Origin of the sequence: Streptomyces albospinus (genome assembly GCF_014648695.1) — a bacterium.
GTDB lineage: Bacteria > Actinomycetota > Actinomycetes > Streptomycetales > Streptomycetaceae > Streptomyces > Streptomyces albospinus.
On record NZ_BMRP01000002.1, the window covers coordinates 270,125 to 291,633 of the forward strand.

The window sequence follows — 21,509 nt, forward strand, 5'->3', positions numbered from 1 at the left end:
GCCCGCCCTCGTACGCCCGTTTGCCGTCGCCTCTCCTTGCCCGCGGCCGGTGTTCCCCCTGGACCGCGCGCCCGCCCCCCGTCCCCGTTGTGTCAGCGCCGCCGCTGCTGCGCCCCCACCGTGACGGCGGCCGTCGGCCGCGGCCGGGCGGCGGCGATCACCGAGACCACGTCCTTGAAGGAACTGCACATGCGCGTGCCGGCGACCGCGGCGAGCTCACCGAACGTCCCGATGCCGTAGGTCACCGCGACCGGCTCCATGCGCGCGGTGACCGCCATCCGCATGTCCCCCACGGTGTCCCCGACATACGCGCTCTGCCAGGCCGGGACCCCCAGCCGGCCGGCCGCGCGCAGCACCATCTCCGGGTGCGGTTTGCCGCGCCGGACCATGTCCTGCCCGATGACCGGGCCGACCAGGTCGCGGATGCCCATGACGTCCAGCAGGGCCTCGGCACTGCGGGTGGTCTTGGAGGTGGCGACGGCGAGTTCGACGCCGTGGGCGCGCAGCGCGGACAGCCCGGCGGTCACTCCTGGGAAGAGCAGCGCCGGCCCCTGGCACAGGACCTCGTAGGCGAACAGCTCGCGGTAGCGGGAGATGGCGGCCTGTACCCGGCCGTCCTCCTCGGGGCGGCCCAGCAGCCGTCCGAAGGCGGGGCCCGGGGGCTTGCCGATGGCGGCTGCCGCCTGCCGCGCGGTGACCGAACAGCCCTGTTCCGAGGCCACCTTGACGAGCAGCTTGCTGATCGCGGGAAGGGTGTTGGCGAGGGTGCCGTCGAGGTCGAAGACGGCGGCTCTGATCGTCTCGACGCCGGCGCTCCGCACGCCTCTCACAGGACGTTCGCCGACTTCCATTGATACGCGCATGGGGTGGGGACCTTTCCGGATCCGATGGGTGCGGGGGCTCGGGGTGACGTTGCTGGCACAGCTGGTCGGGCGGCCAGCGGTCGACGGCTGGTGAGGGCAGAGGCGGTCTCGCCACGGCGCACCGCTGTCCAAGGGCGGTACGCGACCGTCGGGGCGGCGGCCACGGAAGGGATCGTCCCGTTTACCGCCTTCGGAGATTTAAAAACCGCCTGCGCTGTTTGTCAATGCACCTTTGTCACACCCTGACGGGTCGACAATCACCCCCGGCCGGGGCGACACTGGTTACCCGCGGGTCTCCCCCCTCCGCCGGAGCCGGATCGCCGGGCGAGCGATGGCTTCGCGACAGCGCCGGGCAGTTCCGGCCATTTACCCCGAGCATACCGAACCGCATGGTTGGTTTTCTATGTAGACTGCAAGAAGGTTGCAGTCGTACGAGAGACGGGACGGACACCGTGCCCACGCAGCATCGCGCCATCCAGAGTCGCCAGGCGCTCATCCGCTCGGCCGCAGAGACCTTCCTGGAAAAGGGAGTGCCCGCCGCGGGCATGGTCGAGATCAGCCGGCGGGCCCGGCTGAGCAAGGGAGCGCTCTACTTCCACTTCACGTCCAAGGACGACCTGACCCTCGCGGTGCGGGACACTGCGCTGGCCACCCTGCGGGAGATCGAGGACGGCTTCCTCCGCTCCCCGAAGCCGCTCCCCTTCGCCGTACGGGACTTCGCCGTCGAGCTGTTCGGCCGGGTGCAGTCGGACGCGGTGCTGCGCGCCGGGCTGCGGCTGCGGCCGGAGACCGCACCGGGCCTGGAGATCTATCCCCTGGAGCAGCGCTGGTACGCGCTGTTCCTCGACAAGGCGGTGACCTGCGGCACCGGCGAGCCCGTCGGCGCCGCGGACGGCCCGCCCGGCCCGCGCCCCTCGGACGCCGAACCGCGGCGCACCGCCCAGCTGCTGACGTCGATGGTGGTCGGGTTGCTGCACCTGGGCGGCGAGGACCGCACATGGTGGGACCAGGAGGCCGTCAGCGGTCTGTGGGCGATGCTGCCGGGCGCGCCGGACCGGGTCGCTGCCGCCTGCATCCCGGCGCCGGCGCAGGCCGCGGCCGGCTGACCCGCCCGTCCCGCCGCGACCGGACGGGCCCGCACCGCGGCCCCCGCCGAGCTCACAACTCGACGAGCACGGCCCCGATATGACGCCCCTGCACGAGCTCGCACAGCGCCCGCGGCACCTGCTCGATGCCCTTCAGCAGGGTGTGCGGGAAGACGAGGGAGCCGTCCCTCAGTCCCCGGCCGAACTCCCCGGTCCACTCCTCGGCCAGGTCGGGGTGCGCGTACAGCCCGAAGCCGCGCAGCGCCACCCGGCGGGTGATGATCAGCCCCGCGTCCAGTTCGACCGGGGCGACCGCGCCGCCGCCCTCGCCCAGCTGACTGGAGAGCGCGCCGACGAGCGCGAACCGGGCGTCCGGGCGGGCCACCGCGAGCGCCGCGGCGAGCTGCTCGCCGCCCACGGTGTCCAGCAGCACGTCGATTCCGTCGGGAGCCGCCCGGCGCAGCTGCTCCTCGATGGGCCCGGCGCCGCGCACGATCGTGTCGTCGTACCCCAACTCGGCCCGCAGCCGGGACGCCTTGCGCTCGGAGCTGGTGCTGCCCACCACCCGCCGGGCGCCCAGCCGCCGCGCCAGCTGCCCGGCCAGGCTGCCCACGCCGCCGGCGGCACCGCTGACGAAGACGGTGTCGCCCGGCCGGACCCCGGCCGCCCGGCGCAGCGCGCCCCAGGCGGTGGCCCCCTGGGAGAGGTGCGCGGCCAATGAGGGCAGCGCGTCCGGGGCCAGTCGCCTTACCCTGCCTTCCTCCACCACCGCAAACTCCCGCCATCCGTAAGGGTGATGGACCAGTTCGCCGGGGGTGAAGCCGCCGCCGGGGGCCGCCACGACCTCGCCGACCGCGGAGCCCCACAGCGCCTCGCCCGGGACGAACGACGGCATCGGCAGCCGCACGCCGGTCAGCTGCGTCCGCATCGCCGCGGTCACCGCCATCACACGGGTGCGTACCAGCACCTGCCCGGGCACCGGCCGGGGCACCGGGGCTTCGCACACAGCGAAGTGACGTTCCGTCAGTTCACGCTCGGGGCGGGCGGCGAGCCGCACTTCCCGGTGCACGGCAGGGACGTCGGACGGGTCGGGGACGGGCATCGGGCAGCTCCTTGAACGCGCGCGGTGCCGCGTGGCACCGCTCCGCCCGGGCACGACACCGGTCCGCGGCGGCGACTCGGCGTGTGAATACCGCATGGTTGGCTTCTTTATGATGCGGAAATAGACTGCGCCGCCACGGCAGCGGGTCGCACTCAGGCACAACAACTCCAAGAGAGCATACGGAGGATGATCGGTGGTCAAGCAGGCACGCGCAGTACGCACCCGGCGCGCCGTCCTCGAAGCCGCGGCCCATGTCATCGGCACCCGCGGGTACCAGGCCGCCACGATGGCCGAGATCATCCAGCGCGCCGGCGTCACCAAGGGCGCCGTCTACTTCCACTTCCACTCGAAGGACGCACTCGCCCGCGCGGTCATCCGGGAGCAGACCGAGCCGTTCGTGCCGCAGGTGAGCGAGTCCCGGCTCCAGGACGCCATCGACTTCACGCACCAGGTGGCGCTGGCGCTGCGCAGCGACCCGTTGCTCCAGGCCGGGACCCGGATCGCGGTCGAGACGACCTTCAGCGAGGATCCGCTGGTCCCGTATCAGGCGTGGACCGACATCATCACCACGATGTTCACCGACGCCCGGGACAACGGGGAGTTACTGCCCGCCGTGGCACCGGACCGGGCCGCCGAGTTCTTCGTCTCCGCCTATATGGGCGTGCAGTTGTTCTCGCGGGCCGCCACCAATCGCGCCGATCTTCCGGAACGGGTCACGACCCTGTGGAAACACACCCTGCCGGGTCTCGCCACGCCGGGTGCGCTGAGTCATCTGGACCCGCACGGCCGCTGCGTGAAGATCGCCGTCTGACCGACCGCCCCTCGTCGCCCTGACGGGGTAACGGCCCGCTCAGCACTGGAAAACAAACCACATGGTTCGTATCTTGGTGGCCCGGGCCGGAGACCGGACTCAGTCCGTCAGGGCGCTGAGCACCGCCCACAGAAAGGGGTCCCTATGGCCAGCGCCACCCTCACCTCGTTCGCACGCGATCACCTCGGCTCCGGCACCGACGCACGGTTCGCCGACGGGAACCGACCGGGGGCCCTGACGATGACCGTGCCCCGCGAGTACGTCCACCGGGCCGCCGTCTCCGAGGTCTTCCTGACCGACTGGCGGCGCGGCAGGTCCGGCAGCTGGCTGGTGAGCGCCCAGTGGCCGCGGGCGCACAGCCTCTACCGTCCGGTGAACGGCCTGCACGACCCGCTGCTGCTGATCGAGACCGTGCGGCAGGCGGGGATATTACTGAGCCACGTCGTGCACGGCGTGCCGCTGGACCACCCGATCGTCTGGCGGAAGCTCCGCTACGACCTCTCGCCGACGGCCCTGCGGGCCACGGACGCGCCGGCCGACGTGCAGCTGCACATCACCGACCGCGACGTGGTGCGGCGCGGCAGGCAGCTCGCCGGTGTCCGCCAGGAGTTCCGCATCGTGTGCGACGGCAGCGACCTGGCCTCCGCGATGCTGGACTACTCCTGCCACAGCCCGGCCGTCTACCGCCGGCTGCGCGGCGAATACGGCGATCTGGTGCTGGCCAACTCCCGGAAGCTGCCGGTGCCGGAGCCGGTCTCGCCGCATCTGGTCGGCCGGGACCGCACCGGTGATGTGGTGCTCTCCCCCGCCGACGGTGCGGGCCGCTGGCAGCTGCGGGTGGACACCTCGCATCCGGTGCTGTTCGACCATCCCGTGGACCATGTGCCCGGCATGCTGATGATCGAGGCCGTCAGGCAGGCCGCGCGGGCGCTGACTCCCGGTGGGGCGCTGCCGGTCACGCTGGAGTGCGCCTTCGAGCGGTTCGCGGAGATGGACGCGCCCTGCTGGGTGACCGCCCGGACCACCGGGCGGTCCGGCGGCGGCTGCCGGGAGGTCGAGGTCGGCATCGAGCAGCACGGCCGGCGGGTGCTCGCCGCCCGGGTCGGCGGCCTGCCGATGCCCTGAGAGCCCGCTCCCGGTGCCGCACCGCCCCCTCGACTGCCCCGCCTCCCGCTGTTTGTGGCCTCCCCGTCAGTGCAGCGTGAGGCGGGGCTTCGGCGCGTCGGTGCGGCCGGTGGGCGGAGTGCGGCTACCGGCCTGGTAGGGCGGCGGCCAGGGGGCGCCGGGTCCTGTGTAGCCCTGGTCGGCGGCGGCGTGCAGGGTCCAGTGCGGGTCGTAGAGGTGCGGGCGGGCCAGCGCGCACAGGTCCGCGCGCCCGGCCAGCACCAGGGAGTTGACGTCGTCCCAGGAGGAGATCGCGCCGACCGCGATGACCGGGATGCCGAGGCTGTTGCGGATGCGGTCGGCGAACGGGGTCTGGTACGAGCGGCCGAAGTCGGGGCGCTCGTCGGGCACGACCTGTCCGGTGGAGACGTCGATCGCGTCGGCTCCGTGCTCGGCGAAGGCGCCCGCCATGGCCACCGCGTCCTCGACGGTGGTGCCGCCGTCGGCCCAGTCGGTGGCGGAGATCCGGACCGTCATGGGCCGGTCGTCCGGCCACTGTTCGCGGACCGCGTCGAAGACTTCGAGGGGGAAGCGGAGACGGCCGGCCAGGGAACCTCCGTACGCGTCGGTGCGTTGGTTGGTCAGCGGCGAGAGGAACCCGGAGAGGAGGTAGCCGTGGGCGCAGTGGAGTTCGAGGAGGTCGAATCCGGCGCGCGCGGCAGCGGCGGCGGACCGGGCGAACTGTTCGCGTACGGAGGTGAGTTCGGCGGTGGTCAGGGCGTGCGGGATCTGGTTGACGCCGGGGCGGTAGGGCAGTGCGGAGGGGGCGACGAGCGGCCAGTTGCCGTCGGGGAGCGGCTGGTCGATGCCGTCCCACATCCGCCGGGTCGAGCCCTTGCGGCCGGAGTGGCCGAGCTGTACGCCGATGGCGGTGCCGGGTGCCGAGGTGTGGACGAAGTCGGTGATCCGGCGCCAGGCCGTCTCGTGTCCGCGGGTGTAGAGGCCGGTGCAGGCGGGGGTGATCCGCCCCTCGGGGCTGACGCACACCATTTCCGTCATGACCAGTCCGGCGCCGCCGAGTGCGCGGGCGCCGAGGTGGACGAGATGGAAGTCGCCGGGGGTGCCCTCGCCGTCGGCGGAGTACATGTCCATCGGGGAGACCACGACGCGGTTGCGCAGGGTCAGTCCGCGCAGCCGGAAGGGGGTGAACATGGGCGGTGTCCCGGTGGGGATGCCCGCCTCCTTCGTCACCGCGTCGACGAACTCCCGGTCGCGCAGCCGCAGGTTGCCGTGGGTGACCCGGCGGCTGCGGGTGAGGAGGTTGAAGGCGAACTGGTGCGGCGGCTGCCCCGTATAGGTGGCCAGGTCCTCGAACCACGCGAGGCTGGCGCGGGCGGCGCGCTGGGTGGAGGCGACGACGGGGCGGCGCTCGGTCTCGTAGGCGGTGAGCGCGTCCGGCACGGTGGGATGCTCCTGGAGGCAGGCGGCGAGGGCGAGGGCGTCCTCGACGGCGAGCTTGGTGCCGGAGCCGATGGAGAAGTGCGCGGTGTGCGCGGCGTCGCCGAGCAGCACGATCCGGCCGTGCGACCAGCGCTCGTTGACGACGGTGCGGAAGGCGGTCCAGCTGGAGTTGTTGGACCGCAGCGGGCGGCCACCGAGCGCGCCCGCGAAGAGCGCCGCGCACCATTCGGCCGAGGCGCGCTCCTCATAGGTGTCCAGGCCGGCGGCCCGCCAGACCTCTTCGCGCATTTCGACGATGACGGTGCTGGCGCCGCCGGCGGGCTCCGTGGTGGCGGCGCCGGGTTGCGGGCGGGCGTACGGGTAGCCGTGCAACTGGGCGGTGCCGTGGCCGGCGTCGGCGATCTCGAAGCGGAAGGCGTCCAGCGCGAAGTCGGCGGACAGCCAGATGTAGCGGCAGCGGTGGGTGGTCAGCCGCGGGCGGAAGACCTCGGCGTGGGCGGTGCGGGTGGCGCTGTGCACGCCGTCGGCGGCGATCACCAGGTCGTGGTCGCGGGCGAGTTCGGCGGCCGGCGGCGCCTCCGTGCGGAAGACGGTGCGCACGCCGAGCGAGCGGCAGCGTTCCTGGAGGACGGCGAGCAGCCGGCGCCGGCCGAGCGCGGCGAAGCCGTGGCCGCCTGACGTCAGGGTGCGGCCGTTGTGCACTATGTCGATGTCGTCCCAGCGGACGAACTCCGCTTGCAGGGCGCGGTAGACGACCGGGTCGGCGTGCTCGATGCCGCCGAGGGTCTCGTCGGAGAGGACGACGCCGAAGCCGAAGGTGTCGTCGGGGGCGTTGCGTTCCCAGACGGTGATCTCGCGGGCCGGGTCGAGGCGTTTGAGCAGCGCCGCCGCGTAGAGCCCGCCGGGGCCGCCGCCGAGGACGGCGACCTTCAGCGGCCGGCCGTCCCTCGCCTCGGACATCGCTATTTCCCCTGCCACTTGGGGGTCCGCTTCTCGGTGAAGGCGGCATGGAATTCGGCGTAGTCGGCGCTGTTCATCAGCAGTGCCTGGGTGGCGGCGTCCATTTCGACGGCGGCGGCCAGCGGCATGTCGAGTTCGGCGGTGAGCAGTGCCTTGGTCTGGGCGTGGGCCAGCGCGGGGCCTTCGGCGAGCCGCCGGGCGAGCGCCGCGGCCGTCTCGTCGGCGCGGCCCTCCTCGGCCAACTCGCTGATCAGGCCGAGCCGTTCGGCCTCGGGCGCGCGGATCGCGTCGCCGAGCATCAGCACCCGGGTGGCGTGCCCGAGGCCGATGACGCGGGGCAGGAGATAGGCCGCGCCCATGTCGCCGCCGGAGAGGCCGACCCGGGTGAAGAGGAACGCGAAGCGGGCGGAGGGGTCGGCGATGCGGAAGTCGGCGGCCAGCGCGAGCACCGCGCCGGCGCCGGCGGCCACCCCGTGCACCGCGGCGATGACGGGGAAGGGGCACTCGCGGACCGCCCGTACGACCTGGCCGGTCATCCGGTTGAAGTCCAGCAGCTGTGCGGTGTCCATGTCCAGGGTGGCGCCGATGATCTCCTCGACGTCGCCGCCGGAGCAGAAGCCGCGGCCTTCCCCGGCGAGGACCAGGGCGCGGACGGAGCGTTCCCTGGACAGCTCCGCGAGCAGGTCGCGGAGGTCGGCGTACGCCTCGAAGGTGAGCGCGTTGAGCTTCTCGGGGCGCGCGAGGGTGACGGTCGCGATGCCGTCTTCCCTGGTCACCCTGATGTGCCGCCAGGCGTCGGTGCTTCGGGCGGATCCTGCGAACGGGCTCATCGGTCTGCCTGCCCCCTTCAGCCGGACGGCTGGTGTGTGCGGTGGCTGCGGATGCGGTGGCGGTGCGCGTGAACCCCTCGAAGCTATCACTGATTTGTGACTGTCGTCAGGAGGGCGCGATACATCGTCAGGCGTGCGCCACCCTCGGTGGGCGGGTGCGCAGGGGCCGAAAGTCCCGTCCATCGGGGCCCGAGGTCCCGGTCCGCCCTGCCGGTCGCCTCTGCTGCGGGGGCCGCACCCGCCCTACGGTGAAGGTGTCCGATGGGGCCTTGAGGGATCCGCCCGGCCCCGGGCGAACGGAACGTCCCATGCCGGAACCACTCCTGCCGGAAGCCAGTGCCCTGCCGCTGCCCGAACCGTCCGACGCCACGTCCTGGCGCCTCGCGCTGCCGCACACCCCGGCCGCCGTGCCCATCGCCCGCGCGCTGACGGGGACCGCGCTGCGGGACCTGGGGGCCACCGCCGACCACGACACCGCGGCGCTGCTGACCGCGGAGCTGGTCGCCAACGCCGTGGCGCACACCGGCGGTTCGGATCCGATCGAGCTGGTGGTGAAGGTGCGGCCGGGGGGCTGCGAGATCGAAGTGCACGACGGGGATCCGGTGCCGCCGGCGGGGCTGGACCGACCGGCGGACGCGGTGTGCGGCGCGGATGCGGCGGGACCGGTTCCGGATGCCGCGAGCGCCGGCGCGGCGGTGGGCCGGCGCCGTTCCGCGCGCCGCGGGCTGCGGCTGGTCCGGGGGCTCAGCTCCGCCGCCGGCTGCCGGCCGACGCCGCACGGCAAGGCCGTGTGGTTCGCCCTTCCCCCGCTGCGGGAGCCGCGGCTGCCGCAGCCCTGACCCGCCTCTTCCCGGGACCGTCGCCGGCTCCGTGCCGGGCCCGCGCTCCGGGGCTCCCGCCGGGCCGCTCCCGGGGCCTTCCCGGACCCGCTACTCCGGGACGGCCCCGACCCGGTCCCGGACCCTTCCCCCGGCCGCGCTGTCGGTCCCGTCGGCACCCGGGCCCGCGTCCGCTCCCCCGGTGGCGTCCGCGCCCGGCTCCGGGGTCCGGCTCCCGAGGCGGGAGTGGCGGCGCCCGTACAGCGCGTAGACCAGCGCGCCGACGATCAGGAACCCGGCGAACTGCATCCAGGTCGACGGGCCGGTGCCGTACATCAGATAGCCGCAGAAGGCGATGCCCAGTACCGGGCTGAGCGGGAAGAGCGGGACGCGGAAGCGGCGCGGCAGGTCGGGCCGGGTGCGGCGGAGGACCAGCACGCTGACATTGACCACGGCCATGATCGCGAGGGTCCCGATGGTGGTCAGGTTCATCACCACGTCGAGCGGGACGACCGCAGCGGGGACCGCGAAGACGGCCGCGACGATCCAGGTGTTGGCGACCGGGGTGGAGGTCCGGGGCGAGATCCGTTCGAAGATCCGGGGGATCAGGCCGTCCCGGGACATCGACATCAGGATGCGGGTCTGCCCGTACATCACGGCGAGGACGACGGAGGCGATGGCGACCACCGCGCCGAAGGCGATCACCCCGCCGCCGAGGGTGGAGTGGGTGACGCGGTTGACGATCAGCGACAGCGCGGCGGGTTGCCCGGCGACCTTCCCCGAGGACAGGGCGCCGATGGCGGCGAGCGCGACCAGGCAGTACAGGACGGTCACCACACCGATGCAGATCATGATCGCGACGGGGATGTTGCGCCGCGGGTTGCGGACCTCTTCACCGGCGGTGGTGATCGCGTCGAAGCCGATGTAGGAGAAGAACGCGACGGACGCTCCGGAGGTGATCCCGGCGATGCCCTCAGGGGCGAACGGCGCAAGGTTGCCGCTGCGGAAGGCGCTGAAGCCGATCACGCTGAACAGCACCAGGACCGCCAGCTTGAGCACCGCCATCGCGGCGGTGGCGCGGGCGCTCTCGCGGACGCCGCGGACGAGCAGCAGCGCGGCGAGCAGCATCACGACGACGGCGGGGATGTTGACGATGCCGCCGGCACCGGGCGGATTGGAGAGCGCGGCGGGCAGCTGCCAGCCGGTCACGCTGGCCAGCAGCTCGTTGAGGTACTGGCCCCAGCCGACGGCGACCGCGGAGATCGAGATGCCGTACTCGAGGAGCAGGCACCAGCCGACGAGGAAGGCGGTGCGCTCGCCGAGGGTGGCGTAGGCGTAGGAGTACGAACTGCCGGAGACCGGTATCGCGCCGCCCAGTTCCGCGAAGGAGAAGGCGGTGAAGACGCAGGTGACGGCGGCCAGGACGAAGGAGACGATGACGGCAGGGCCGGACCGGGCGACGGTGTCGGACAGGCCGACGAAGATGCCGGTGCCGACGATGGCGCCGATGCCGAAGCAGACGAGCTGGAAGAGGCCCATGCTGCGCCGCAGGCCGTTGCCTTCGAGGTCCGCGCCGGATTCGGCGATGAGGAGGTCGGGGGACTTGATGCGCAGTCCGGACGGGCCTGAGCGGGACATGGGGTGGTTCTCTCTCTGGTGGTGCGGTGCGCGCGGCGGGGGTGGCGCCGCGCGCGGAGCGGGGCCCGGACCGGTGGGTCCGGACCCCGTGAGCGGCTCGATGGTAACCGCCGGAACTGCATGATCGCCCATTGGCGCGTATGGCTATGCAAGGGCGAGGGGCCCCAGGGGGCGGCTGCGGCCTTGGCGCGCGGCCCTGGGAGCCGTCGTCGGATTCCCGGGAATTCGACGACAGGCCCTAGCGGGCCAGCGTCGCCACCATCACCGCCTTGATCGTGTGCATCCGGTTCTCCGCCTCGTCGAAGACGACCGAGTGCGCGGACTCGAAGACCTCGTCGGTGACCTCCAGCGACGACAGGCCGTGGCGGGCGTGGATCTCCCGGCCGACCGCCGTACCCAGGTCGTGGTAGGCGGGCAGGCAGTGCAGGAACTTCACCTCGGGCCGGCCCGTGGCACGCAGCACGTCCATCGTGACCGCATACGGGGCGAGCAGCGCGATCCGCTCGTCCCAGACCTCCTTCGGCTCGCCCATGGAGACCCAGACGTCGGTGGCGACGAAGTGCGCGCCGCGGACGCCCTCGGCGACGTCCTCGGTGAGGGTGATCCGGGCGCCGCTGGTCTCGGCCAGCGACCGCGCCTGCGCGATGACCGCCTCCTCGGGCCACAGCTGCTTCGGCGCCACGATCCGTACGTCCATGCCGAGCAGCGCGCCGGTGACGAGGTAGGAGTTGCCCATGTTGTTGCGGGCGTCGCCGAGGTAGGCGAAGGCGGTCTCCTCCAGGGGGCGGCCGTTGCCGTGCTCGACCATGGTGAGCACGTCGGCGAGCATCTGGGTGGGGTGCCAGTCGTCGGTCAGCCCGTTGTAGACGGGCACGCCGGCGTACTCCGCGAGCTCCTCGACGTCGGACTGGCGGCTGCCGCGGAATTCGATACCGTCGAACATCCGGCCGAGGACGCGTGCGGTGTCCTTGACCGACTCCTTGTGCCCGATCTGCGAACCGGACGGGTCCAGGTAGGTGGTCGAGGCGCCCTGGTCCGCTGCGGCGACCTCGAAGGAGCAGCGGGTCCGGGTCGAGGTCTTCTCGAAGATCAGGGCGATGTTGCGGCCCTTCAGGCGGGGGACCTCGGTACCGGCGCGCTTGGCCGCTTTCAGCTCGGCGGCCAGGCCGACGAGTCGGCGGAACTCCTCGGCGCTGAAGTCCAGTTCCTTGAGGAAGTGGTGGCCCGTGAGGTCTATCGCCATGGGTGGGCTCCTGGTTCGCGGCAATCGTGGACGGGATCGAACATTGGAAGTGTATACGACACGCCGTATCCCTATACGGAACCGTCGGGTGGCGCGCGGCGGGGACGCCGCTCCCGAACGCACCGGTGCGGCCCCGCCCCGCTCACGCCGCCCCCGGCACCGCCTCCCTCGTCACCGGGCAGCTCATACAGCGCGGACCGCCGCGCCCCCGCCCCAGCTCGCTCCCGGGGATGGTGATCACCTCGATGCCGCGCTTGCGCAGGAAGGTGTTCGTGGTGACGTTCCGCTCGTACGCCACCACCACGCCCGGCTCCACCGCCAGCACATTGCAACCGTCGTCCCACTGCTCCCGCTCGGCCGAGTGGACGTCCTGGGTCGCGGTCAGCACCCGGATGTCGGAGAGGCCCAGGGAGGCCGCTATGGCGCGGTGCATGTGCTCCGGCGGGTGGTCGGTGACCTTGAGGTCCTGGTCGCCGGAGCCCGGTTCGATGGTGTACGAGCGGAGCATGCCCAGGCCCGCGTACTGGGTGAAGGTATCCCCGTCGATCATCGTCATGACGGTGTCCAGGTGCATGAACGCCCGCCGCTTGGGCATGTCCAGCGCCACGATCGTGCGCGCGGAACCCGCCGCGAACAGTCCGCGCGCCAGCAGTTCGACGGCCTGTGGAGTGGTCCGCTCGCTCATCCCGATCAGCACCGCGCCGCTGCCCATGACCAGCACGTCGCCGCCCTCGATCGTCGAGGGGAAGTCCGCCTGCCCCTCCGACCAGACGTGGAAGCCCTCGCTGCGGAAGAGCGGGTGGTGGCGGTAGATCGCCTCGTAGTGGACGGTCTCGCGCTGCCGGGCGGGCCAGCGCATCGAGTTGATCGACACCCCGTCGTAGATCCAGGCGGAGGTGTCGCGGGTGAAGAGGTGGTTGGGCAGCGGGCCCAGCAGGAAGTCGTCCAGATCCATCACATGGAAGCGGACCGAGGTCGGCTCGGGGTGGCGCTCCAGGAACTCACGCTTGGTCATACCGCCGACCAGCGCCTCCACGAGCTCGGGCACGGGCAGCTCGTCGAACGCCGCCCGCAGATGGTCGGTGGCCAGCGGCCCGTACTCCTTCTCGTCGAAGACCCGGTCCAGGACCAGCGTGCGCGCCTCGGGGATCTGGAGGCTCTCGGCCAGCAGATCCCCGAAGAGATGCACCTCGACGCCGCGGTCCCGGAGCACGTCCGCGAACCCGTCGTGCTCGGCCCGCGCCCGGCGCACCCACAGCACGTCGTCGAACAGCAAGGTGTCCTTGTTGGAGGGCGTGAGCCGCTTCAGCTCCAGATCGGGGCGATGCAGGATGACCCGGCGCAGCCGCCCGGCCTCTGAGTCGACATGGAATCCCATCTCCCCATCTTGTCCGCTCCGGCGGCCCGGTGTCGGGACTCGGCGCGATGTCGGGGAGATGTCGGGGTGAACCTCCGGGAGGTCCCGGGCCCCGACCTCGGGGAGATCCCCGGCCCGAACCTCAGGGAGATCCCAGGGTCCGCCCCGAGGGCCATCCTCCCGCTCCCGGGAAGGATTTGGCGTGGGGGCCGCCATATCCGGAACGGGATCCCCCACCCCCGGAACGGGACCTTCCACCCCCGGAGCACGGACCTCCGCGTCCCGGTCAGCGGCCGTCGTACCGCCTCCGCGCGGCCTCCCCGGCCCGCGCCGGCCTCACCCGGTCCCCCGCGCACCGCCCCGCCGCAGCGTCAGCGCCGCCGCCACCGCCCCCGCCGAGGTCACCGCCGCGATGATCCAGCCGCCCCGCAACGACCCGAAGTCCGGGTGCTGCCGACCGCCCATGACGGCCACCAGCACGGCCACGCCCAGCGCCGTACCGGCCTGCCGCGACACCATCAGGACGCCGGAGCCGAGGGAGAGTTGGCGGCCGGGCAGCAGTCCCGCCGCGGCGAACATCACCGGCTGGTACAGCCCGGTGCCGAACCCGGCGAAGATCAGTCCGGGCAGGAAGTGCGCCACGTAGTGCGTACCCCCGCCGCCCTGCCCGTCGTCGGCCAGCGCGAGCCACCAGAGGGTGGCCGCCACGAAACACAGCGCCCCGATGACGCCCGTCGCCCGCGCCCCGACCGCACCGACGATGCGGCCGGAGAGCGCGGAGACCACCAGCACCGTGAGCGGCCAGGGCGCCAGCGCCAGGCCGGCGGTCCGCACCGGGTAGTGCCACACGTCGGTGAACAGCAGGCTCGCACCGAGCATCATCGCCCCGTAGGCCACGAAGTAGCCGAGCAGCCCCAGCGTGGCCGCCGCGAAACCGGGCGTCCGGAACAGCTCCGGGTGCACGACGGTATCCGCGGCCCGCCGAACGTGGCGTACGCAGAGCGCTGCGGCCAGTACTCCGGCGGCGAGGACCGCCAGTGTGGCGGGGGCGGTGTAACCCCACTCGGGGGCCTCGACGCACGCCGTCACCAGCGCGCCGACGCACACCAGCACCAGCGCCGTCCCCGGCAGGTCCAGCGCCTGCCGCCCGCCGCGTTCGGAGCGGGGCAGCAGCCGGACGCCCGCGCCCACCGCGAGCAGCACCACCGGGACGTTGATCAGGAAGATCAGCCGCCAGTCGGAGGCGGCGAGCAGACCGCCGATCACCGGGCCGGAACTCGCCGCCACCGCGCTGACCGCCGTCCAGGCACCGACCGCCGTCGCGCGTTCCCGCGGCGGGAAGGCGGGCAGCGCGAGGGAGAGGGAGGTGGGGATCAGTACGGCCGCCGCCACGCCCTGCACCACCCGCGCCACGATGAGCAGGGTGAGGGTGGGCGCCATCCCGCAGGCCGCCGAGGCCAGGCCGAACAGCACCATGCCGGTCAGGAAGCAGCGCCGCCGGCCGGCTTCGTCGGCGAGCCGCCCGGCCGGTACCAGGAGCGCGGCGAGCACGACGGTGTAGCCGTTGAGCACCCAGGAGAGCGCGGAGGCGGGCGCCGGCGCGAAGTCCCGGCCGATCGCCGGGAACGCGATGGTGACCGCGATCAGATCGAGCACCGCCAGGAACTGCGCGGCGGAGGCGATGGCCAGGATCGGCCAGCGGCGCGGGTCGGCGGCGTCGCGCCCGGCGTCATGGGCGTCATGGGCGTCATGGGAAGCAGCCTCGGCGTCATGGGAAGCCGTGTCGACGTCAGTGCCGGCGTCACGAGGAGCGGCGCCGACGGTGCACCGGACGGCTGCGGCGGCAGGGTCGGTACGTGCGGGAGCAGTGCGAGCGGCAGGAACGGTACGCGCAGCAGGAACGGTACATACAGGAGCGGTGCGAGCGGCAGGAACGGTACGTGCGGGGGCAGTACGAGCGGCAGGGGCGCCCGGTGAGGAGGCGCCGCATGAGGGCGCACCCGTCCCCCGGCCGCCCGGAAAGGGAGTGGTCATGTCGATCAAGCATCCGCCCCGCGCTCCCCCGTCACGAGTGGCAGCACTGCCACCATCCGCTACATTCCTGCCACTTCCTCTGCCACACTCCCGTCATGCCCTCCCTCGCCATCGCCGTCACCGACGGAATGCCGTTCCTCGAACTCGCCATCCCCTGCCACATCTTCGGCAACGACCGGATCCAGCCGCCCCCGGACTGGTACGACCTGCGGGTGTGCGCGATCGGACCGGCCGGCGAAACCCCCCTCGCCGGGCCGTGGTTCAGCACCCGGACCCCGTACGGCGTCACGGAACTGGTCGCCGCGGACACCGTCCTCGTACCGGCGTCCGCCGATGTGCACGGCGATCCGCCGGACGAACTCGTCGCGGCCCTGCGCACGGCCCACCGCCGCGGCGCACGCGTGGTCTCCCTCTGCTCGGGCGCCTTCACTCTCGCCGCGACCGGTCTGCTGGACGGGCGCACCGCCGCCACCCACTGGATGTACGCGGAGCTGCTCGCCGAGCGCTACCCGGCCGTCGGCGTCGACCCGGCGGTCCTCTACGTCGACCACGGCGATGTGCTCACCGGCGCGGGCTCCACCGCCTCCGTCGACGTCTGCCTGCACCTGATCCGCGAGGACTTCGGCACCGAGGTCGCCAACTCCCTGGCCCGCCAGCTGGTCGCGCCCGCGCACCGCCCCGGCGGACAGGCCCAGTACATCGAGACGCCGCTGCCGGAACGCCGCGACGACTCACTTGCGCCCGTCCTCCATTGGGCCGCGGAACGCCTCCGGCATCCGCTGACCGTGGCGGACCTCGCCCGGCACGCCAACACCAGCCCCCGTACCCTCGTACGCCGGTTCCACGCCGCCACCGGCACCACGCCGATGCAGTGGATCCAGTCCCAACGCATCGCACGCGCACGGGAGTTGCTGGAGAGCACCGATCTGCCCGTGGACCGCGTCGCAGAGATCGCCGGCCTGGGGACGGCGGCCAACCTCCGCCGCCACTTCACCCGGGCGATGGGGGTGCCGCCGGTCGACTACCGGCGGACGTACCGGGCGGCACGCGTGGCGTGAACGGCGAGAACGGCAGGAACGGCAGGAACGGCAGGAACGGCAGGAACGGCGAGAACGGCCAGAACCTTATGAACGGCATGCGCGGTGAGAACGGTGGGAGCCGGAGACGGACCGGGCGGGGCACTCCGTCTGTCTCCCGGGGCACGGCCGTTCCCCGGGACACAGACGGAGTGCCGTCCGGCCCGGGGGCACGCGACGCCCCGGCCCGGCGGGCACGCCACCGGCTCCCGCACGGCTACAGCCGCGGATCCACCGGCTCCGACTCCAGCGCGAGCACCGCGAAGACCGCCTCGTGCACCCGCCACAGCGGCTCCCCGGCCGCCAGCCGGTCCAGCGCCTCCAGCCCCAGCGCATACTCACGCAGGGCCAGCGAGCGCTTGTGGCCGAGATGGCGTATGCGCAGCCGCCGCAGATTCTCCGGACGGGTGTACTCCGGCCCGTAGATGATCCGCAGGTACTCGCGGCCACGGCACTTGATGCCCGGCTGCACGAGCCGGCCGTCCGCCTGCCGGACCAGCGCCTGCACCGGCTTGACGACCATGCCCTCACCGCCGGCAGAGGTCAGATCCAGCCACCACACGACACCGGCCGCGACCGACGCCTCGTCCTCGGTGTCGACGACCAGCCGCCGCGTCGGCGCAAGCAGCCTCGCCCGCTCACCCCGCTCACCCGGCACACCGGCGCCCGCTTCGGCGACACCCCCGACGGCACCCTCGTCCGGAGCCGCCGCACCGCCCCCGGCCACCGCACCGTCCCGCGCCACCAGCGCCTCCTCGGCCGCTATCAGCCGGTCGATCAGCGCCAGTTGCTCGGTGTGCGGCACCCCGGCCAGGCTGCGCCCCTGCACGGCGAGTATCTGGAACGGCGCCAGCCGGATCCCGGCCGGCGCACCGGGCTCGTCACCGCCCGCCGCGCCTTCGGGACCGGCCGCGTCCGCCGTCGCCCCCACCCGCCAGCAGTACCGCCGGTACGCCGCCGTGAACGCCGCGGCATCGGCCGCCCGCCCACGCTGCCGCTCCAGCAGCGCCGACACCTCCACACCACGGGCCTGCGCCGCCTCCAGCGCACCGAGCGCCCCCGGGAAGACCGCCCCGGACGCCGCACCGACCGCCGCGTACTGCCGGCGCAGCAGACCGGTCGCCTTCAAGGACCACGGCATCAACTCGGCATCCAGCAGCAGCCAGTCCGTGTCCAGCTCGGCCCACAGCCCGGCCCCGTCCACACACGCGCCGACCCGCCGCAGGATCCGCTCGGTTATCGCCGCGTCGTCGAAGAACGGCCGTCCCGTACGGGTGTACACCGCGCCCGATACGCCCTTGTGCGCCACCCCGAACCGCTCACCGGCCACCGCCTCGTCGCGGCAGACCAGCACCACCGCACGGGACCCCATGTGCTTCTCCTCGCACACCACTTCCCGGACGCCCGCCGCGCGGTACTCGGCGAACGCCTCCGCCGGGTGCTCCAGGAAGCCCTCCCCCTGCGCCTCCTCCTTGGACGTCGCACACGGCGCCATCGTCGGCGGGAGGTACGGCAGCAGCCGCGGGTCGATCGCGAAGCGGCTCATCACCTCCAGCGCCGCCGCGGAGTTCTCCTCCCTGACCGCGAGCCGGCCCATATGGCGGGTCTCCACCGTGCGCCGGCCCGCCACATCGTTCAGGTCCAGCGGCCGGCCGTCCGCACCGCCCGGCGCCTCCGTGGCGAGCGGCCGGGCGGGCTCGTACCAGACACGCTCCGCCGGTACGTCCACCAGCTCCCGCTCCGGCCAGCGCAGCGCCGTCATCCTGCCGCCGAACACGCAGCCGGTGTCCAGGCAGATGGTGTTGTTCAGCCAGCCGGCCCGCGGTATCGGCGTATGGCCGTAGACCACGGCGGCGCGGCCCCGGTAGTCCTCCGCCCACGGGTAACGCACCGGCAGGCCGAACTCGTCCGTCTCGCCCGTCGTGTCGCCGTACAGGGCGAACGACCGCACCCGGCCCGACGTCCGGCCGTGGTACTTCTCCGGCAAACCCGCGTGGCACACCACCAATCCACCCCCGTCCAGGACGTAGTGGCTGACCAGTCCCCGAATGAACTCCGCGACCCCGGCGCGGAAACCGTCGTCCTCCTTCTCCAGCTGCTCGATCGTCTCGGCAAGGCCGTGCGTGCGCTGAACCTTGCGGCCGTCGAGGTAACGACCGAGCTTGTTCTCATGGTTCCCGGACACACACAGAGCGTGACCGGCCGCGACCATGCCCATCACCAGCCGCAGCACACCCGGGCTGTCGGGCCCCCGGTCGACGAGGTCGCCGACGAAGACCGCCGTACGGCCCTCCGGGTGCACGGCGTCCACGGTCCGGCCCAGCGCATCGTGCACCGGCTCGTACCCCAGCCGGCCGAGCAGGCTCTCCAGCTCCGAACGGCAGCCGTGGATGTCGCCGACGATGTCGAAGGGGCCCGTGCGGTGCCGCAGATCGTTGTACCGCCGCTCCCGGACGATCCCGGCGGTGTCGACCTCCCGCTGCCCCCGCAGGATGTGCACCGTGCGGAACCCCTCGCGCTCCAAATGCCGCACGGAACGCCGCAGTTCCCGCTGGTGCCGCTGGACGACCCGGCGCGGCAGCCCGGCCCGGTCGGCGCGCGCCGCGTTCCGCTCGGCGCAGACCTGCTCGGGCACGTCCAGCACGATCGCCACCGGCAGCACGTCGTGCTCACGGGCCAGCCGCACCAACTGGGCACGCGCCTCCGCCTGCACATTGGTGGCGTCCACCACCGTCAGCCGCCCGGCCGCCAGCCGCTTGCCCACGATGAAATGCAGCACCTCGAACGCGTCACCGCTGACGCTCTGGTCGTTCTCGTCGTCACTGACCAGCCCCCGGCAGAAGTCCGACGAGATCACCTCGGTCGGCTTGAAATGCCGCGCGGCGAACGTCGACTTACCCGATCCGGTGGCCCCGATCAGCACCACCAGCGACAGATCGGGCACGGGGAGCACGCGGCCGTGCGCATCGACGGCGGACGGGGACGGCGGCTGGACGTGAGGCTCCTGCCGGTCCCCCGGCCGCTGCTCACGCGACGGCCCCTGCTGCCGCTCGGCCCCTCGCTCCTGCCGCTGCTCCATACGTTCACCGTCCGTCATGCCGCTGCCCCCTTCCCACTGTCCGCACCGCCACTGGTGTCACACCTGCCACCATTGTCCCTGCTGTCACCCATGCCGCTTTTGCCACCAGGGCTGCCGCTGCCACCGCCCCTACCTGTGCCACCGCCACCGCCGCGGTGCGCCGCGGGAGCACCGCTCTCCTCACGGGTGAAGCGCGCAAACTGAGTGGGCGGCCCCACCTCCGGATCGACGGGCCCCACCGGACCGAACGCCACCGCATAACCGTGCCGCACGGCGACCTCCCCCGCCCACCGGCGGAACTCCTCCCGCGTCCACTCGAACCGGTGGTCCGCGTGCCGCACCTGCCCGGCGGGCAGCGACTCCCAGCGCACGTTGTACTCCGCGTTCGGCGTGGTCACCACGACCGTCCGCGGCCTGGCCGCCCCGAACACCGCGTACTCCAGCGCCGGCAGCCGCGCCGGATCCACATGCTCGACGACCTCGCTCAGCACCGCCGCGTCATACCCGGTGAGCCTGCCGTCGGTGTACGCCAGCGACCCCTGGACGAGCCGTACCCGCGCCGACTGCCGCTCGGGCATCCGCTCCAGCTGCAACCGTCGCCGCGCCTCATGGAGCGCCCGCATCGACACATCCACCCCGACGATCTCGGTGAACTGCCCCTCCTTCAACAGCGCGCCGATCAACTGCCCCTGCCCGCACCCCAGATCGAGCACCCTCGCCGCCCCGGCCGCGCGCAGCTCCCGCAGGATCGCCTCCCGTCGCTGCACGGCCAGCGGCACCGGCTTCTCGTCCGTGTCGGCCTCCTCGTCCACCGCGTTGTCGATCTCCTCGACGGCGGTGTCGTCCGCGTCGGCCAGCCGCTCCAGCTCCAGCCGCGCCATGGCCTCACGGGTCAGCGACCGGCGCCGCGCCAGATAACGGCCGACGATCACCCGCTGCTCGGGGTGGCCCTCCAGCCAGCCCTCGCCGGCCCGCAGCAGCTTGTCGACCTCATCGGCCGCGACCCAGTAGTGCTTGGCGTCGTCCAGCACGGGCAGCAGCACATACAGATGCCGCAACGCCTCGTCGAGCGCGCACTCCCCTTCCAGGACCAGCCGTACATAGCGCGAGTCGCCCCACTCCGGGAACGTCTCGTCCAGCGGCAGCGGCTCGGCCAGCACCGACCAGCCCAACGGCCGGAACAACTTCTCCACCAGCTCCGCACCACCCCGGGCAGGCAGCACCGGCACCTCGATACGCAGCGGCATCGCCCGCCCGACCAACTCCGGCCGCGCCGCACACCGCCCCGTCATCGCGCTCGCGAAAACCGTCCGCAACGCCACCGCCAGCAACGACGAAGCCGCATACGGCCGGTCGTTCACATACCGTGCCAGCGCCGCATCCGGGGCCCCGCCACGCCCGTTGCCCTGCCCACGCCGGACCAGGGCAACGGGATCGACCTCCAACAGCAGCGCCACCGTGCACCGTTCCGCATCCGCCTCGGGGTAGAGGACGTGCGCGGTCCCGTGCGAAGTCGAGAACCGCTGCGCCTTCTCGGGATGCTTGTGCAGCAGAAACCCGAGGTCGGTGGCGGGGCGGTCGGTGGTGCCGGTGGTCGTAATCGTCAGAAACACGGTACGAGTATCGGTGGTCGTGATGCTGATGCCCCAGCGGTTTTCGCCTCCCCCTCCCCCTCCCCGCCCACCCACCTCCGCCCCCGCGCCCCCAAAGCGCCCACGCCCCTACGCCCCGCACCCCCAGCCCTATCCCCGATAGCCCGTGATCCCCTCGCCCGCTCACCCCCGTCAGCCCATCCGCGCCCCTCGCCCCTGCTCCCCCGCCTCGCCCCGCGCGCCCACCTGTCGGCGCCCCCACCACCCATCGGGCGCCCCACCACCCGTCACGCTCCCACCGCACGTCAGACGCTCCCCGGCGATCTCGCGCCGGTCACCGAATGCAGAGACCTCGCGCCGTTCAACGCCCCACGAGCCCTCGGCTCCGGCCCGGTCCGATCCCGCCCCCGCACACCGAGCCTCCGCGCTGTGCTCCTCCCGCACTGCCCACTCCCG

Annotated in this window: 15 protein-coding genes; 5 read left to right on the forward strand and 10 right to left on the reverse strand. The window is 72.8% G+C overall.

Features of this window, described 5'->3' with window-relative positions:
- Nucleotides 1-92 precede the first annotated feature (92 nt).
- A complete protein-coding gene (locus IEZ17_RS04505; RefSeq protein WP_229851845.1) occupies nt 93-821 on the reverse strand; it encodes an HAD family hydrolase in 729 nt (242 codons plus the stop codon).
- Between the two features lie 494 nt (nt 822-1,315).
- Between IEZ17_RS04505 and IEZ17_RS04510 the strand changes: the two genes are divergently transcribed.
- Complete coding sequence (locus IEZ17_RS04510) at nt 1,316-1,969, forward strand: TetR family transcriptional regulator (RefSeq protein ID WP_189296597.1); 654 nt, start codon at nt 1,316-1,318, stop codon at nt 1,967-1,969.
- A 52-nt stretch (nt 1,970-2,021) separates the two neighbouring features.
- On the opposite strand, the gene IEZ17_RS04515 is transcribed toward IEZ17_RS04510, so the two are convergent.
- Complete coding sequence (locus IEZ17_RS04515) at nt 2,022-3,050, reverse strand: MDR family NADP-dependent oxidoreductase (protein WP_189296599.1); 1,029 nt, start codon at nt 3,048-3,050, stop codon at nt 2,022-2,024.
- Nucleotides 3,051-3,243: 193 nt separating this feature from the next.
- On the opposite strand from IEZ17_RS04515, the gene IEZ17_RS04520 reads away from it, so the two are divergent.
- Together IEZ17_RS04520 and IEZ17_RS04525 are read left to right on the forward strand one after the other, a co-directional pair.
- Nucleotides 3,244-3,861 carry a ScbR family autoregulator-binding transcription factor gene (locus tag IEZ17_RS04520; RefSeq protein WP_189296601.1) on the forward strand — a complete coding sequence of 206 codons (618 nt, stop codon included), beginning with the start codon at nt 3,244-3,246 and terminating at the stop codon, nt 3,859-3,861.
- A 144-nt stretch (nt 3,862-4,005) separates the two neighbouring features.
- Complete coding sequence (locus tag IEZ17_RS04525) at nt 4,006-4,986, forward strand: ScbA/BarX family gamma-butyrolactone biosynthesis protein (protein ID WP_189296603.1); 981 nt, start codon at nt 4,006-4,008, stop codon at nt 4,984-4,986.
- A 66-nt stretch (nt 4,987-5,052) separates the two neighbouring features.
- Here the strand turns inward: IEZ17_RS04525 and IEZ17_RS04530 are convergent, their stop codons facing one another.
- Complete coding sequence (locus IEZ17_RS04530) at nt 5,053-7,386, reverse strand: bifunctional salicylyl-CoA 5-hydroxylase/oxidoreductase (RefSeq protein ID WP_189296605.1); 2,334 nt, start codon at nt 7,384-7,386, stop codon at nt 5,053-5,055.
- 2 nt (nt 7,387-7,388) lie between these two features.
- Nucleotides 7,389-8,216: an enoyl-CoA hydratase family protein gene (locus tag IEZ17_RS04535; protein WP_189296607.1), complete on the reverse strand. Its 828-nt coding sequence runs from the start codon at nt 8,214-8,216 to the stop codon at nt 7,389-7,391.
- A gap of 308 nt (nt 8,217-8,524) precedes the next feature.
- Here IEZ17_RS04535 and IEZ17_RS04540 point away from each other — a divergent pair, with 308 nt between their 5' ends.
- On the forward strand, nt 8,525-9,055 hold the full coding sequence (locus IEZ17_RS04540; protein ID WP_229851847.1) for an ATP-binding protein: 531 nt from the start codon (nt 8,525-8,527) through the stop codon (nt 9,053-9,055).
- A gap of 90 nt (nt 9,056-9,145) precedes the next feature.
- Here the strand turns inward: IEZ17_RS04540 and IEZ17_RS04545 are convergent, their stop codons facing one another.
- The 4 genes from IEZ17_RS04545 to IEZ17_RS04560 form a co-directional block, all read right to left on the reverse strand.
- Complete coding sequence (locus IEZ17_RS04545) at nt 9,146-10,672, reverse strand: amino acid permease (protein ID WP_189296610.1); 1,527 nt, start codon at nt 10,670-10,672, stop codon at nt 9,146-9,148.
- A gap of 238 nt (nt 10,673-10,910) precedes the next feature.
- Nucleotides 10,911-11,915, reverse strand: a complete 1,005-nt coding sequence (gene argF, locus IEZ17_RS04550; protein WP_189296612.1) for an ornithine carbamoyltransferase — start codon at nt 11,913-11,915, stop codon at nt 10,911-10,913.
- Nucleotides 11,916-12,057: 142 nt separating this feature from the next.
- Nucleotides 12,058-13,293 carry an arginine deiminase gene (locus IEZ17_RS04555; protein ID WP_189296614.1) on the reverse strand — a complete coding sequence of 412 codons (1,236 nt, stop codon included), beginning with the start codon at nt 13,291-13,293 and terminating at the stop codon, nt 12,058-12,060.
- Between the two features lie 315 nt (nt 13,294-13,608).
- Nucleotides 13,609-14,928: an MFS transporter gene (locus IEZ17_RS04560; RefSeq protein ID WP_229851849.1), complete on the reverse strand. Its 1,320-nt coding sequence runs from the start codon at nt 14,926-14,928 to the stop codon at nt 13,609-13,611.
- A gap of 473 nt (nt 14,929-15,401) precedes the next feature.
- On the opposite strand from IEZ17_RS04560, the gene IEZ17_RS04565 reads away from it, so the two are divergent.
- A complete protein-coding gene (locus IEZ17_RS04565; protein ID WP_189296616.1) occupies nt 15,402-16,364 on the forward strand; it encodes a GlxA family transcriptional regulator in 963 nt (320 codons plus the stop codon).
- A 235-nt stretch (nt 16,365-16,599) separates the two neighbouring features.
- On the opposite strand, the gene IEZ17_RS04570 is transcribed toward IEZ17_RS04565, so the two are convergent.
- Nucleotides 16,600-19,479, reverse strand: coding sequence for a polynucleotide kinase-phosphatase (locus IEZ17_RS04570; protein ID WP_229851851.1), 2,880 nt, complete (start codon nt 19,477-19,479; stop codon nt 16,600-16,602).
- Nucleotides 19,476-21,074, reverse strand: coding sequence for a 3' terminal RNA ribose 2'-O-methyltransferase Hen1 (locus tag IEZ17_RS04575; protein WP_189296618.1), 1,599 nt, complete (start codon nt 21,072-21,074; stop codon nt 19,476-19,478). Before IEZ17_RS04575 ends, IEZ17_RS04570 begins: the two co-directional genes overlap by 4 nt.
- Nucleotides 21,075-21,509 lie beyond the last annotated feature (435 nt).

Excerpts from the sequence above, each read along its gene's own strand:
- IEZ17_RS04515 (WP_189296599.1), bottom strand. The coding sequence starts at position 3,050 with ATGCCCGTCCCCGACCCGTCCGACGTCCCTGCCGTGCACCGGGAAGTG.
- IEZ17_RS04525 (WP_189296603.1), top strand. The coding sequence starts at position 4,006 with ATGGCCAGCGCCACCCTCACCTCGTTCGCACGCGATCACCTCGGCTCC.
- IEZ17_RS04530 (WP_189296605.1), bottom strand. The coding sequence starts at position 7,386 with ATGTCCGAGGCGAGGGACGGCCGGCCGCTGAAGGTCGCCGTCCTCGGC.
- IEZ17_RS04535 (WP_189296607.1), bottom strand. The coding sequence starts at position 8,216 with ATGAGCCCGTTCGCAGGATCCGCCCGAAGCACCGACGCCTGGCGGCAC.
- IEZ17_RS04540 (WP_229851847.1), top strand. The coding sequence starts at position 8,525 with ATGCCGGAACCACTCCTGCCGGAAGCCAGTGCCCTGCCGCTGCCCGAA.
- IEZ17_RS04545 (WP_189296610.1), bottom strand. The coding sequence starts at position 10,672 with ATGTCCCGCTCAGGCCCGTCCGGACTGCGCATCAAGTCCCCCGACCTC.
- argF (WP_189296612.1), bottom strand. The coding sequence starts at position 11,915 with ATGGCGATAGACCTCACGGGCCACCACTTCCTCAAGGAACTGGACTTC.
- IEZ17_RS04555 (WP_189296614.1), bottom strand. The coding sequence starts at position 13,293 with ATGGGATTCCATGTCGACTCAGAGGCCGGGCGGCTGCGCCGGGTCATC.
- IEZ17_RS04565 (WP_189296616.1), top strand. The coding sequence starts at position 15,402 with ATGCCCTCCCTCGCCATCGCCGTCACCGACGGAATGCCGTTCCTCGAA.
- IEZ17_RS04570 (WP_229851851.1), bottom strand. The coding sequence starts at position 19,479 with ATGACGGACGGTGAACGTATGGAGCAGCGGCAGGAGCGAGGGGCCGAG.